General features: G+C 44.3%; 15 protein-coding genes and 1 pseudogene. 4 read left to right on the top strand and 12 right to left on the bottom strand.

Annotated elements, in window-relative coordinates:
- Positions 1-94 precede the first annotated feature (94 nt).
- Both F6J99_RS07040 and F6J99_RS07035 read left to right on the top strand, forming a co-directional pair.
- Positions 95-1294 (top strand): HEAT repeat domain-containing protein, encoded by a 1200-nt coding sequence (locus F6J99_RS07040; protein ID WP_293112307.1) that lies wholly within the window; start codon positions 95-97, stop codon positions 1292-1294.
- A gap of 398 nt (positions 1295-1692) precedes the next feature.
- On the top strand, positions 1693-2301 hold the full coding sequence (locus F6J99_RS07035) for a PAS domain-containing protein (RefSeq protein WP_293112306.1): 609 nt from the start codon (positions 1693-1695) through the stop codon (positions 2299-2301).
- A 121-nt stretch (positions 2302-2422) separates the two neighbouring features.
- On the opposite strand, the gene F6J99_RS07030 is transcribed toward F6J99_RS07035, so the two are convergent.
- The 11 genes from F6J99_RS07030 to F6J99_RS06980 all read right to left on the bottom strand — a co-directional run bounded on the left by F6J99_RS07030 (position 2423) and on the right by F6J99_RS06980 (position 10448).
- Complete coding sequence (locus tag F6J99_RS07030; RefSeq protein ID WP_293112305.1) at positions 2423-2566, bottom strand: hypothetical protein; 144 nt, start codon at positions 2564-2566, stop codon at positions 2423-2425.
- Complete coding sequence (locus F6J99_RS07025; RefSeq protein ID WP_293112304.1) at positions 2563-2748, bottom strand: type II toxin-antitoxin system HicB family antitoxin; 186 nt, start codon at positions 2746-2748, stop codon at positions 2563-2565. The genes F6J99_RS07030 and F6J99_RS07025 overlap by 4 nt, the downstream gene beginning before the upstream one ends.
- A 115-nt stretch (positions 2749-2863) precedes the next feature.
- The gene (locus F6J99_RS07020; protein ID WP_293112303.1) at positions 2864-5359 is read right to left on the bottom strand and encodes a CHAT domain-containing protein; all 2496 of its coding nucleotides are present in this window, start codon (positions 5357-5359) and stop codon (positions 2864-2866) included.
- A 31-nt stretch (positions 5360-5390) separates the two neighbouring features.
- Positions 5391-6665, bottom strand: coding sequence for an IS4 family transposase (locus tag F6J99_RS07015; protein WP_293112302.1), 1275 nt, complete (start codon positions 6663-6665; stop codon positions 5391-5393).
- An 11-nt stretch (positions 6666-6676) separates the two neighbouring features.
- Positions 6677-6976 (bottom strand): hypothetical protein, encoded by a 300-nt coding sequence (locus F6J99_RS07010; protein WP_293112301.1) that lies wholly within the window; start codon positions 6974-6976, stop codon positions 6677-6679.
- A gap of 8 nt (positions 6977-6984) precedes the next feature.
- Entirely contained in the window at positions 6985-7938 is a 954-nt protein-coding gene (locus F6J99_RS07005; protein ID WP_365972779.1) for an AAA-like domain-containing protein, read from the bottom strand.
- A complete protein-coding gene (locus F6J99_RS07000; protein WP_293112300.1) occupies positions 7935-8027 on the bottom strand; it encodes a hypothetical protein in 93 nt (30 codons plus the stop codon). The genes F6J99_RS07005 and F6J99_RS07000 overlap by 4 nt, the downstream gene beginning before the upstream one ends.
- Positions 8018-9478, bottom strand: a complete 1461-nt coding sequence (locus F6J99_RS06995; RefSeq protein ID WP_293112299.1) for an AAA-like domain-containing protein — start codon at positions 9476-9478, stop codon at positions 8018-8020. The genes F6J99_RS07000 and F6J99_RS06995 overlap by 10 nt, the downstream gene beginning before the upstream one ends.
- Positions 9479-9710: 232 nt before the next feature.
- The gene (locus tag F6J99_RS06990; RefSeq protein ID WP_293112298.1) at positions 9711-10046 is read right to left on the bottom strand and encodes a XisI protein; all 336 of its coding nucleotides are present in this window, start codon (positions 10044-10046) and stop codon (positions 9711-9713) included.
- Between the two features lie 24 nt (positions 10047-10070).
- On the bottom strand, positions 10071-10232 hold the full coding sequence (locus F6J99_RS06985; RefSeq protein WP_293112297.1) for a hypothetical protein: 162 nt from the start codon (positions 10230-10232) through the stop codon (positions 10071-10073).
- 15 nt (positions 10233-10247) lie between these two features.
- Positions 10248-10448 carry a hypothetical protein gene (locus F6J99_RS06980; protein ID WP_229424416.1) on the bottom strand — a complete coding sequence of 67 codons (201 nt, stop codon included), beginning with the start codon at positions 10446-10448 and terminating at the stop codon, positions 10248-10250.
- Between the two features lie 41 nt (positions 10449-10489).
- On the opposite strand from F6J99_RS06980, the gene F6J99_RS06975 reads away from it, so the two are divergent.
- Positions 10490-10630 (top strand): hypothetical protein, encoded by a 141-nt coding sequence (locus F6J99_RS06975; RefSeq protein WP_293112296.1) that lies wholly within the window; start codon positions 10490-10492, stop codon positions 10628-10630.
- 522 nt (positions 10631-11152) lie between these two features.
- On the top strand, positions 11153-13057 hold the full coding sequence (locus tag F6J99_RS06970) for an iron uptake porin (RefSeq protein WP_293112295.1): 1905 nt from the start codon (positions 11153-11155) through the stop codon (positions 13055-13057).
- Between the two features lie 109 nt (positions 13058-13166).
- Here the strand turns inward: F6J99_RS06970 and F6J99_RS06965 are convergent.
- Positions 13167-13353: pseudogene (locus F6J99_RS06965) on the bottom strand (IS1 family transposase); the annotation flags it as partial.
- Positions 13354-13469 lie beyond the last annotated feature (116 nt).

Here is a 13469-nt window from a genome sequence, read left to right as displayed (position 1 = left end):
GTCGGATCAGTCTCCTCTCCTATCGAGAATAGTAGTCAAATGCACTTAATTTGGTGCAGTTAATTTTTTATTGCCGTGAGGCAACGATTAAACAATGCTGAACATTTTAGAACAAGCCAGTCTTGCTGGACAGCAGGAAAATTTTTCATTACTAACTCAACATCTTCAGCAGTTGTCCTTAGGGAAAAATGGTCAGACACAGCACCGGTTAAATGATGAAGAATTTAACCTAGCCTTGAGTCTGGGATTACAGGTGCTAAAGAGTGGGGATTTTCACGAAAAATGGGATTTAGTAAAGGTGCTACCAAAACTGGGGAAAGCTGTTATTGCTCCGGTAATCAGCATCCTAGAAGATGAAGCACTAGATTTGGAAGTCCGTTGGTTTGCTGGTCGGATCTTAGGTCAGTTTGATGACCCGGCAGTGGTGATGGTGCTAGTCAAATTGCTGAAGGATGGTGAGGATGAAGAGTTAGCCTATATGGCTTCTGAAGCACTGGCAAACATTGGGACTTCAGCAGTGGCGGCTTTAAGCCGTTTCCCAGAATCCCCAGAGGCCAGATTATTGGCAGTGCAAGCCCTGGCTCATATTCATCGTCCGGAAGTTATTGAGCCATTGCTGAGTGTGGTTAATGACCCCAGCTGGGAAATACGGGCTACTGCTATTGAAACCCTCAGTAATTTTCGCTCACCTTCAATTACTCCAGTGCTCCTGAACGCCTTAAGCGATAACGTGGCAGCGGTGAGGAAAGAAGCGGTGATTGGTCTAGGGTTACTACGCACTCTGTTGCCAGATTTAGATCTAGTCAAGCGGATTAAACCATTGCTTTATGACCTGAATTTGGAGGTTTGCCACCAAGCTGCGATCGCACTCGGGCGTTTAGCTACCTTGGACGCCCATCAAGCGTTAGTTAAGGCACTCCAGTCACCACCTACACCAATCACTTTACAAATCGAGATTGTCCGTGCTTTCAGTTGGGAGTTTACTAGCAATTCCCTACAACAGTTGCAAGCAGTGCTGAGGTCGGCACCCACACCAGTCTGTCGGGAAATCATTAGCGTCCTGGGGATGGTAGAGTCAGACTATTTGAAACCCAAAGCGGCTGAGATTTTGATCGACTTTTGTCAATCAGGGCAACTGGCTACTGAAGATCAGCAAATCAAACAAACTCTAGCTATGTCCCTAGGACAATTAGCTCAATTTGAATCAATACCATTACTCAAAGACTTGGTCGCAGACTCAGATCACTCCGTGAGCTTGCATGCGATCGCAGCCCTCAAAAAATTCCCATTGTAAATTTTGATTGTAAATTCCCAGTAAATTCCCATTAGTCTAGGTGCGTCAAGCCTTCAGGGCCTACCGTTGCTAACGCTTGCATTTTTTTGTGCTATACTCTATACTTGTGGTTTAATTCAGAAGTGGGCTACCCCTTAACTCAAATCCCTAAGGCGGATTTTAATTGAGGAGAGCCGATCTGAGCCATCCATAGAGAAAGAAAAATCAATAAAAAGCAAAGATATTGCGGAGCAAGCGTGGTTTAACAGCCAATTCTGGGCGTTTGCTTCATGATTTTGCCACAAAAATTTGCTAGCATCAAGTACACTCGCGAACCCTAGGGGACGATTTGGCAGAAGGCCGTTGAGTAATCCAGCCTCAATTGTTCCTAGACTTGCTCTGTGGATGGAGAAATACGAGTGAATATAAACGACGATCCCGTATTCAAAGCACTTCTGAGTTCACTGGACACAAATCCAGGCTTTGACTTTACCAAGCACGAGATTCCAGCTCAAAAGTGCCTCAAACTTGAATCACTAGATACTAAGCAATCCTATGCACCGCCGGATCTGCTCTATGCTGCTCTAGAGGAACTCTCTACGGGTTTTGAAGAACTCAGCGAGAAGTATGAGGCTTTGCAAGCGGCTTATGCTGTCTTAGAATCACGGCAACAACATTACCATAATTTGTTTGAATTGGCTCCCGAGGGTTACCTGGTAACCAATGGTCAAGGAATTATCCAAGAAGCAAACTATGCAGCGGCTAGTCTACTCAACGTACAGCAGTATTATCTGGTGGGTAAACCGCTGATGAGCTTTATCAGTGACGCTGAGTCTAATCGGTTCCAGCACCAACTCCACGAGCTCCAGGAATTGCAAAAGCTCAAGGACTGGCAAGTGGTGTTGTGTCCACGGCAAGGTAAACCTGTAGCGGTTGATATGTCAGTGTCTGTTTTCTGTGACTCTCAAGGCAATGTGGTTAGTATCCAGTGGCTGATACTCCATGTCACTGGGTTCTACAACTGCTAAAAAAACTTGAAGTCAAAGAGATCAGGGCTCTACAATGCAGTTTTAGCATTACCGTTTCTCTGGAATTGAGCAAACCCCTGAATAAGATCATCAATTAAGTAGAACAGATGGCTGATTCTTCCTATCCCCATCTTATTCGATCATCAATATAACGTCTCTGAGCCTCTATTAACCGATTAGTGTGGCGGGAATCGGGAATCGGGAATCGGGAATCGGGAAAAAATACTGTGTACCTGATAGGTATGAAAAATCCTGTAACTATCATACAAATTCTGTTTCAAAGGTTAAATTTTTCTCGTCTAGCAGCATTTCAATTACTTCTCGCAAATTTTCCTTTAACTCGTCTAAGGTTTCTCCCTGAGAATGTGCGCCTTTAAATCTTGGAATATAACCAACGTAGAGATTGGTATCTAAATCTCGCTCAACAATTGCAGTAAATGTTTTCATGAAATTATATTTTTTAAATTTAATAATATCTTCTAGCGGTTTGCGACTTTTCAAGTAGCGTGAGCTTTTAGCTGACGGCTGACGGCTGACGGCTGACGGCTTAGGTCATAGCCCCTTACCGCCAGTCACCGATTATAACAAAGGGTGCCCAGTAATAGGCATGTTCGTAGTTAGGGTCTTTCAAGATACTTAACTGAGCATGGCGCAGGGCTTCAGCTTTGGTAAGGTTCCGTTGAGTGAATTCTTGGTAAAACTGAACCATAAGCTCAGCAGTGGATTCGTCGTTAACAGCCACCAGAGTGCCCAGGATACTGCGTACTCTAGATCTTAGGGCTAATCCCGCTAATCCAAAAGGTGTTTGATTATTCCCTACAGCACCTCCACAACTACTGAGCACGAGTAATTCAATCGGGTCGAATTTTTCCTGTTCTCTTGAACCCAGTAACTCCTCAAAGTCCTTGGCTGTAATTTTTTTGTCCCAAGCCAATATAAATGTATCTTCTGAAGAAAACTGTCCATGGGTTCCCAAGTGAACTACAGGGAAGGAAGAGGAGTTAAGTGCGTTTTTCAGGGCTGTACTAGTGAAGCTCTGATTGAGTAGAACTGAACTCGGTATCATTGAGCTAATTTGTTCTACCTCCTTCTCAACTCCAGGTGATGATCCAAAATATTGGCGGCCTCCAAAATCTTGGCGACCTTGAGAAACTCCAGCAATCAAACCTCTTAAAGGTCTGTGTACCTGGGGCTGAGGCTCTAGTATCTGTAAACCAGGGGTAACAGCAATGGCATATTTTTCTACTAAATACTGCTGACCATCGTGGAGAGCTGCTATAGGAATATCTCTTAGCCCAATATTTGGCACAAATACCAGGGTCTTGACGCTGCTTTTAGCTAACTTAGTTTCTGCTGGCTGAATAAGTAATTCGTAAACTTTTTTTGACCAAGTCAAATCTTTCCTTATCAATCTATAGACTTCTAAATATGCTATTTTAAAGCTACTAATTGTATTGTATACTTCTTCTGTAGATAAGGGTGTTGAGTAGCGGTGCAATGGTTGACCGGGCAAGTGAAGAATTACTTCCAAGCGGTCGTCTAAAATAATAGGATAGATTACTGCTGCTTGGGAATCAATCTGGTCAATTTCGATTAGATTAGGATTCAAAGGAACTATCTTACGGAAGTTGTTGAGTTCAGTCAAATGGAGAGATTCAATAACCTGACGGACTTTTATCAGAGTTTGCTGGTTAGAGCCAGTTTCTTCAGAATCCAAAAGCGACCCGATCAACCCTTGATAAACACTCTCTACAATTTCTACAAAATAAACCCGTATAGCTGGATTTATCCTAGTTAAATCACTACCTAACGATTGGATAGTATCAAAAGCTGCGGCGTAAGCAGACGATGCTCTTTGAGTATCTCCTTGAGCTGCGAGTAAACGAGCTTGGATATTTAAAGATTGGGCAAGAAGAGCTGAGTGATCTAGAGAGTTTATCTTATCTGAATTTGCTAATATATCCAAACTTTCTGAAACTGCCTTATTTGCCTGATCGAACTGCTCAAGTTGCTGATAAGCAATTGAAATATTGCTCAGGAGCATGGCTTGTTTGAGTTCATAGTCTTGAATCTCAAAGGATAGAGCTGCTTGTTTCCTGGCTCTTGCTGCCTCAGAGCGCTTATTTGCACTGTGAAGTCTTACAGCTAGTTCAGATAGCTGCGAGACATATTTAACTTCTTCCTTTGCCTGGTCACGTTCTATTTTGGCAGAATCAACCTGGCGATTTGCGTTTGCCACTCGAATTGCTGCTATTTTTACAGAAATCCCAGCTCCCAATAACGCTAAAATTAAGACACCCAACCCGAAAAGCATCTGTCGTTTTGCTTTCCGATTCGCCTCAGTTAGTACCAGATTTATCTTCTGGGCTGCTTCCCTATCTTTCCTCTCTCTCTCTAATTCCGCAAATCGATCTTTTTGAGCGATTTGCTCCTCTATCTGCTTTTTTTCACTTGCTGCCAGAAACTGCTGATCCTGATAACTTAAATTTTTACCCTTGGCCCAAGCTTGAGCATTCTTTAGAGTTTTACCCCGCAACAACAGTGACTGATCCTGACAATCCGAGGCCACCCAAGCCCTAAAGGCTTCCGAATAGGGACGTAACTGGGATAATTCTTGGTTAATCCAGTCCTGATTAAAGACTTCACGGTAGATCGGGTTATAAACTTTAAGCACTGGAGAGGTTCCAAGTCTGTGCTTGACCACTAACCCAGATAACTGTAACTTGCCCTCTTCAAAACTGTTATTAGCAACAACTTCCCCCTGCTGCCACACCTGCTGATACAATTCCAACAAATAGGCAGCCCGTTGCTCATTAGAAAGAATGCGATCGCGTATGGTCTTCAAGTGTTCCGGTTCATCGGTAGCTTCCCAGTTATCTATAAAATGCGATCGCACTAACCTCTCAATCCATGGCTTCTCCCTCTCCCCCCTTGTTAAAGGCTTCTCAATCGATTCCTTCTCCATCTCCCCCCTTGTGAAGGGGGGTTGGGGGGGATCCAAACTTGTTAAAGGCTTCTCAATCGATTCCTTCTCCTTCTCCCCCCTTGTGCTATCCATTAGGCAAAAGTAGTCGAAACAGTGATAGAGACTACGATGTAGAAACAAGTTGTGAACCTTCAAGCAAATGGTAGAAGGTTGAAAGCCCTCGCCAGAGGGTTTTCAAGCCAGGTTCGCCATCTCCAGTACGAGCCAAAAATCCACCCAAGCGTGCAATCCAAATTAGAGCTTGATGAAGAGTAGGAGGTTTTTTTGAGCGGTTTTTGGGTTGAAATTTACGTCGCAAGAGTTTCCATTCTGCTGGAGAGAACACAACTTGGCAAGAAGCATCCGGATTAAGTCGAGCTTGATAAGTCAACCACATTAGTCGCCAAGCAACGATATTATAAGTAGCCAATGCTTTGAGTAAACGCTCTCGGGTTTGAAGTTGAAGTTTTTCCATACCACAGCCACTTTTTAGGGTAAAGTGAAAGCGTTCAATCAGCCATCGATAGCTATACCACCGTACACATTGCCAAGCTTTTTGGAAGTCGTCAATGGGTAGAGTGGTGAGCAACAACCAACGAATGGGTTGACTACCATCAGCCGGTTTCTCAGTCTCTTGAACCAGTAGTACGTTAATTTCCACTGGTTCAAGATTGTGAGGTTTGGGGTGATTTTGAGGCACTTCCAGTGTCACTTTCATACCTCGAATTTGCAACGTTGCTTGACGAGCTGGACGTTTGGGATTACGCTCTAAGTCGATGGTCATTGTACCTAAAGTTGGGCTTTGTTCAATCATCGGTAACAGATATCCCATCTCCTCTTTCACCCTGCGGTTATATTCTCCTCGAATTAGTAATTCGCTATTGCTACAGCGCTTTTGGGCGAACAACTCAAAGATATCAGCTTCACGATCAGCAACATGTATGACCAAGGCTTTTTCGACTAGTCCAACGGATGCTTCTTTAACTGTCTGTAACCATCGATAGCTTTCTTTTTCTTGAATCGGTTTTTTCTTGCGTTCTTTTTTCTTTCCACTCCTATGCTTTCTTGTCCAACTCTGCTGATGTAGCAGCCCTAATGGTTCCCCTTTAACACTTACCGCTAGACAACTATGAACTTTGATTCCTTGTTGAATGGTCTGATTGATATATCCCAAACCCTTCGTTGCTTCATGTGTCGTATACTCCAAATCTGTCGTATCTTGTATTGCCAGCACTACTCCTGCTTCTTGACATCTCCTCACTACGCCTTCCCTGTGTGAAGCCAATATTTGTGTTTTTGTCACTTTCTCATTTGACCAAAATCTGTAAATACTTTGGCTGTTACTCCCATTACCACTCGCTTGTGGTACTGTTTCTCCTGGATGCTCGCTTAAGAGCAAAAGTGTCTTTCTCAATCTTTTGGCATGGCGTATGTCCTGAAAAATTTAGGATTTATTTCCTGGCTAATCCAATCCTTCATTTGTTTTTCTTGAGCTCCTGATTGACTTTTTCCTCTGATACTCTCACAACCATTACCTCCCTGTCCACTCCCGCGAGGGTGCTCCTTCTTAAGTGCGATTAGCGCAAGCTGCTGCCGTAGGCAATCGCATTTGTGATGAACGCGATCGCAGTCAAGGGAGACCCCTGTTAGTCTAATAATGGCTCTCACCACTCCTCTGTCAATTCTTACCTCAATCCTAGTCTCTATCACTGTTTCGACTACTTTTGCCTAATGGATAGCCTTGTGAAGGGGGGTTGGGGGGGATCCAAACTTGTTAAAGGCTTCTCAATCCATTCCTTCTCCTTCTCCCCCCTTGTGAAGGGGGGTTGGGGGGGATCCAAACTTGTTAAGGGGGGTTGGGGGGGATCCAAACTTGTTAAGGGGGGTTGGGAGGGATCCCAACACCCAGAACTCACCACCAACTGACAAAGCTTTTGAGTAAGAAACGGTTGTCCTCCTGTCCACTTTACTATCTCCTCGATCACTGCCTGGGGATTACTGACATGTCCCTCCAACCCCCTGACTAATGGCTCAACTTCATGGAGTTGAAAGCCATGTAACTCAACAGCTCGGCCAATATTAAACGGGGTGCGGTCTTTATCTGCAATTAAATCCCCTGGTGTCGCCACCCCCAACAGCACAAAACTGATCCGATTATAGGCATAATTTTCCGCCCGTTTGTTATAACAGGCTCGAATTAGGGCAAAGAAGTCATCTTTAAACGCCAGTTGCAGAACGCTATCAATTTCATCAATAAAAATAACAATCGGTTCGGCAATTTGGATCAGTAATACCTCTTCGATAAACTCCCGAAAAAGCTGTACTGGGGGAATATCTTTGTGCTCATTGAGCCAGCTGCGAAATGATAATTTCTCTTGTAGACCGAATCGGTTAATCAGGGTTTTGGTTAAGCCACCGTACCATTTCTCTGGGGTAACCTGTTGGGTTCCTAATTCGGTAATATCAATGGATGCACAAGCCACCCCCTGGTTTTGCAGCCGTTTCATGGTTCGCACTCTCAGGGAAGACTTCCCCATTTGGCGGGAATTCAAGACATAGCAAAACTCTCCAGCCAGCAACTGCTGGTAAAGTTCCCCGTCAGCGGTACGCACGACATAAGTACTAGCATCCGGTGGTAGGCATCCCCCAACCTGATAGGCTCCTGTACTCATGACAGTTCTCCAAGGTGGTCTCTAAAATACAGTCGATATAAATTACAACTGAGCCTGACCTGATTGCCCTGCTTTTTCACTAGCCCCATGCTGTACAACTTATCGAAGAAGGGAGTTTGTTCGCGTAGCGTGGCCAAAGGCCAGGGAAAAAGAATACCCCATCCTTTTTAAGGTGGGGATGAATTTTTCCCTCAATGGCGTTAATATATAAAAAACTGGGTATCGATCTTACCCGGCTACCCTCGGAACGAGGGAAAGTCACGCCCATGGAGTTAACAGCCGTTAGGTTGTGCCTGGGAATCCCCATCCTCTTAGGTTGGGGAAGTTCAAAGGCTGCTATCAAGTCCAGATGCACAGGAGCGTTAGCATCAATCACCTGTAACAGTGCTTTGGCCAAATCTGGGTGTGGTTGCAGCATCCGCCACAGATGTCGCAGGTGGTTAGCGTAGATGCCAGCATCTGTAGGAGCCGCTTGCAACAGTTGTGCCAGGGAATCATTACCGTTGATTTGGCAGTGAGATAAGGCTTGCTGTACCAGATCAGGATGACCTCCCACCATCCCCATCAGTTGCTCCACAAGGGATTCACTCCAATCCTGTCCATGTTGTCGGGCTAATTCCTGGACTTGTTCAGGGGTAAATTCTGGTAATTCAATGGGCACTCCCACATTAAACGGGGATTCATTGATATTGAGCGGAATATAAACGTCTGTGGAATGGACAACCACCAACCGCAACCGTTTCCAGACCTGTTCGACTTTCCCCCGTTCGTGCCACGCCCTCAGCAATCCCAAAAATTCTGAAGCTACCTCAGGGTAGGGAAACACTCGGTCTACTTCATCTAGGCATAAAACCACGGGAGCGCCAGCTTCAGGCAGAAGATAGTTCTCAAAGTATTCGGTACAATCCACTTTAGCGGTGGAAAAGTCTTCATCCCAATAATCTCTCAACCGATTCGGTATCTTCAAACTTTGACCAACACTGATACAAAACCACTTGAACAATCCATCGACATCGGTCAAGTCATTGCTATGGGCTAAGTGAAAATTTACATACGCCTTTCGGTAGCCTTTCTGGGCAAGCTGATCCAACATTCTCACCATGAGTAATGTCTTCCCCATCAGCCTCGGGGCTTTAATCCTGACTAAGGCACCGGGAGCTAAAAGAGCTTGATAACAGGAGTGTTCAATGGGAGGACGTTCAACATAAATCAATGAAGAGTCTTCTTCAGGGCAGTGTGTGATCACTACTTCTGAGTTTACTGTCCCATAGGCTGACGTATCATTGCCAGTATTTTCGTCAAAGAATGCGTTCGCGTAGCGGCTCCTACGGAGCATCGCGTTCCAGTCTTGCCCCAATTTTTCACTAATTTGTTGAAAATGCAGGTTATATACAGCTTTCCCATTCAGATAATTACTGACGGTTGATAGAGATAGTAATAACTCGTCAGCTAAATCTTTCTGGCGAGGGAAACCGTTGCGTTGAACCGCTAATTTTACCTGGTCAATATACTCTGGGCGAACTCTGAGTGAGCGTGGCATGGTCTAGGTTAGATGAGCTAATCAAACTATAACGCTCTTGCCTAGGGACTTAGCCCAACTCAGGTACAACTCAGGCATAACTCAGACCCGGTGGTGCGTTACGGGGCGGGCTGTCCAAATCCTGACTACGAAGCGGAAAATGAGAACCCCCCCTAACGCACCCTACCCAAGATTTTCAAATATGAGATGCACTATTGCCTATTGCCTATTGCCTATTGCCTTTTGACTTTTTTTATCCTACGGCAAATTCGGTCAACTTACGTGCGTTGGGGTCATGATAACCGATGACAATTTCTGACTTAGGTACTCCCAATTCTACTAGCTCATTGGCGACACCCACCTCAGTACCATCATGTTGAATCCAGATTTTTTCTCCCTTGATATCAATATGGATCAACGAACCACAAACTCGGCGGTCACCTTCCCAGCCAACTGTTACTAGTAAGTAATGATCATCGTTGTGGTCACAAACTGTAAATTGTTCAATCTCACCATAGGAAGGTACAAACTGGTTATGTCGAGCTAAAACCTGCTGAATCCATTGCCGATACTGGTTCAATCGTTCCACTGTACAACTACCTCCTGGTCTGGGTCAAAAACTAGTAGTTTTACCTTGTATTCTTTTACGCTTATTCGCCATTTTCAGTGGCACCCTATCTAAGGAAGGCGCATTTTTTAAAAAATACATCCACAACTCATCCAGTTGCTCTAACTCCTCCAACTGTTTCTCAAACTTGGGTAGTTCTACAAACACTAATTCTAAGGGATTTTATACGTAGCTGATGTTGGTTATTTTTTGTCGTAACTGGAAATGAGAGGTTACCATATTATGCTCAGCAAACATAATAAAATCGGTAATCGTCAGAGCAATCACCGGTTTGAGATAACGGTAGCCTTCCCCTTTACCTAACTGTAGGGAGTAAGCTTTCGTAGCGTTATATAAAACTCGACCAGCAAAGGATTCTACCACTGTATTTTATCATATAAATTACTTAACGATACACAAATGTTTTGATTTCAATCTTTACTCTTGCCTATTGCTTCTTTAATCTTGCTTATTGCCTGTTTCCTGTTGCCTGTTGCCTATTCTTTCCCGATTCCCGATTCCCGATTCCCGATTCCCGATTCCCGATTCCCGATTCCCGAATTTAATAATTGTTTATTGTTACTTATAATAGTATTAATTTAAATAACTATTGATAATATATCAAAAATTTGGATTAAAGCCGTTAATACTGATTTAATCTGGGAAATTCTTTACATAATTGCATGTATACTATGCTCTAATCCCATCAAGCCAAAATTTTTTGTATTAAAAAATACAAACAAAACCTCCATCCAAGGTAATTCTTAAATCGGTAAAGTTAATCGTCTCTTAAACTATCCCTTGATCAAAAACTGATCAAAAAGGGCTCAAATGAGACTAAGTCAAGACAAACGACCATGACGGGATCGGCAGATGAGCAGAAGAACTACCATAATTTTGAAGCTGGTATTTCCTGATCTGTTATCTCTGTGTGCCATATTGTCATCAATTTGTCATAAATTAGTGACATACCTAAAAAGAGACGGTAGTCCTGTTGACTTTATCCAGAGGTGCGACCCGTGGCAAATTTAATAATTAGATGCGGAAAGCGCACCTATCAAAACCCTGATTGTGTGTGAGGAAACCCTGTGAACAGATCAAAAAATTTGTGGCTCTCTGTGCTAAAGTCGCCCACCTTGTTTGTTGGGGCAACTCTATTGATTTCATCCTCAGCAGTAGCAGCAACTGAGGAAGCTTTGCCAGAAGAGACAATCTCTCAAGAATCCGCTGTCAACCCTACCACTACAGTAGAAACACTGACAGTAGAAGCAGCCCCTGACCTCACCTCCATAACTCAGTCTGTTCTTCCCTCTGATCTACCATTAGTGGCTGATGCCTCTACTGGGCATACGGTTGATATCAGTAATTCTACTATCAGTAATTCTGCTAGTGATTCAGTGACCTCATACGGTGACGAGGAAACTGCACAAGATGACTTGATGGGACCGGTGACTGGTGTTTCTCAACTAAATGGAAACACTGTAGAGGATGACTCTATGGAACAAGTCACTAATGTGTCTCAACTCAGAGACGTTTCCCCTGGAGATTGGGCTTATGAAGCATTACGCTCTTTAGTAGAACGCTACGGCTGTATTGCTGGTTATCCCAATGCTACCTTCCGGGGTAACCGAGCCTTGACTCGCTACGAATTTGCTGCTGGTTTGAATTCCTGTTTGAACCAGATTGAGCGTTTACTGGGGGGCGTTACTGGAGATTTTATCACTCGTGAGGACTTAGAAAGTCTACAACGGTTAATACAGGAGTTTGAAACAGAACTGGCTACCCTAGGGGCACGAGTAGATAACCTAGAAGGACGAGTAGCCTTCTTAGAAGACCATCAGTTTTCCACTACCACTAAACTCAAGGGTGAGGTGATCTTTGCTCTAGCTGATGCCTTTGGAGGGGATGCTGATGATGTTCAGACCGTTTTTCACAACCGGACTCGTCTCAACTTCGTAACCAGCTTTACCGGTAAGGATGCGCTCCTAACCCGTCTCCAAGCTGGGGATGTACCAAGGTTGTTCACAGGGGCTGGTGGTGAGCTGGCCGGAACTCAAGAAGGTCGCTTTACCTACGATGGACCAACTGGTAATGACGTTATTATTGATATCTTGCGCTATAAGTTCCCGCTCGGGGATAAGGTAACGGTTCAACTGTTGGCTAACCGAGCACTGCATCACTATTACGCAGATACCGTCAACCCTTTCTTTGAAGGTCGTGCTGGTGGTTCCAATGCTATTACCCGTTTTGCTGAACGTAATCCCATCTATCGGATTGGGCCGTTTGGTGCTGGTGCTGCTCTTGCCATCAAGCCCATCAAGGATGTTCGGATTGATTTAGGTTACATCTCCAACACCGCTAGCAATCCTCAAGAAGGCCAGGGTCTATTCAATGGCAACTTTTCTGCGATCGCTCAGTTGGTTTATGGTAGTGATTTCAAAGTTGGATTCACCTACATTCGGGGTTACGAAGATAATGCTGATGGACGACCCCGTTTAATCCTAGGGGGTACTGGCACGGCCCTGGCTAATCTCAATCCAGCAGCCTTGGGGAATGCTACCAGTTTAGGCACGGTTGACTTTGATAGCGCAAAAGTCGAAAGTAACTCTTTCGGTGTTCAAACCTCTTTGAGACTTACCCCCAACATCGTACTCAATGGCTGGGCAGGCTACACCGATGCTGAGTTGATTGGCTTGGGTGATGCTGAAATTTGGAACTTTGCTGCTGGTATCGCTTTCCCCGATTTGGGCAAAAAAGGTAATCTCGCCGGAATTTTTGGTGGTGCGGCACCAACCCTCAGAGGACTGGATTTAGATGATGGCAACAGTAACTTTGACAATGATTTTGCTTACCAGGTTTCAGCGTTCTATAAGTACAAACTCAACAACAACATCTCGGTCACTCCTGGTGTAGTTTGGCTTTTGAATCCTAACCAAAGTTCTGACAACGATGATGTAGTCATCGGTACCCTCAGAACTACCTTTACCTTTTAATCTTTAGGCTGGAAGTCCCGCGCTCTACCTATGCTTGGTGAGCGTCGGGATCAAAGCCGTTAGGGAAATTTGACTGGAAATTTTACTAGGAAAATTTTATTACCGAGCAAGCCTTTAGAACCGTGGGAATTTTTTCTGGCTCAATTTGTGGCGCGATAGTAAAGAGTATCAAACGTTTCAGTGAAAGTTTGTAGGCATTCGGGACAGTAGTACCTTTGGCTTCCCTTACTAGTTTTGACCTATTTATGGGTCTGATGATGACCGCACAGAGGGCATTGCATCATCCATACGACTATTTTTTCACAAGCAAGATTGATATTACCACTCCCACACTTCCCCATAGGCACTATCAGCACAGTAGGGGAGCGAGGGGTATCAACCACCATACCTCTCCTTAAATTCTGTAATAAAT

The organism is Moorena sp. SIO4G3 (assembly GCF_010692305.1).
Classification (GTDB): domain Bacteria; phylum Cyanobacteriota; class Cyanobacteriia; order Cyanobacteriales; family Coleofasciculaceae; genus Moorena; species Moorena producens_A.
This window is presented reverse-complemented; position numbering and strand designations above follow the sequence as displayed.

Coding starts and splice junctions, on each gene's coding strand:
- F6J99_RS07040 (WP_293112307.1), top strand. CDS start 95: ATGCTGAACATTTTAGAACAAGCCAGTCTTGCTGGACAGCAGGAAAAT.
- F6J99_RS07030 (WP_293112305.1), bottom strand. CDS start 2,566: ATGATAGTTACAGGATTTTTCATACCTATCAGGTACACAGTATTTTTT.
- F6J99_RS07025 (WP_293112304.1), bottom strand. CDS start 2,748: ATGAAAACATTTACTGCAATTGTTGAGCGAGATTTAGATACCAATCTC.
- F6J99_RS07020 (WP_293112303.1), bottom strand. CDS start 5,359: ATGGATAGCACAAGGGGGGAGAAGGAGAAGGAATCGATTGAGAAGCCT.
- F6J99_RS07005 (WP_365972779.1), bottom strand. CDS start 7,938: ATGAGTACAGGAGCCTATCAGGTTGGGGGATGCCTACCACCGGATGCT.
- F6J99_RS07000 (WP_293112300.1), bottom strand. CDS start 8,027: ATGGGGCTAGTGAAAAAGCAGGGCAATCAGGTCAGGCTCAGTTGTAAT.
- F6J99_RS06995 (WP_293112299.1), bottom strand. CDS start 9,478: ATGCCACGCTCACTCAGAGTTCGCCCAGAGTATATTGACCAGGTAAAA.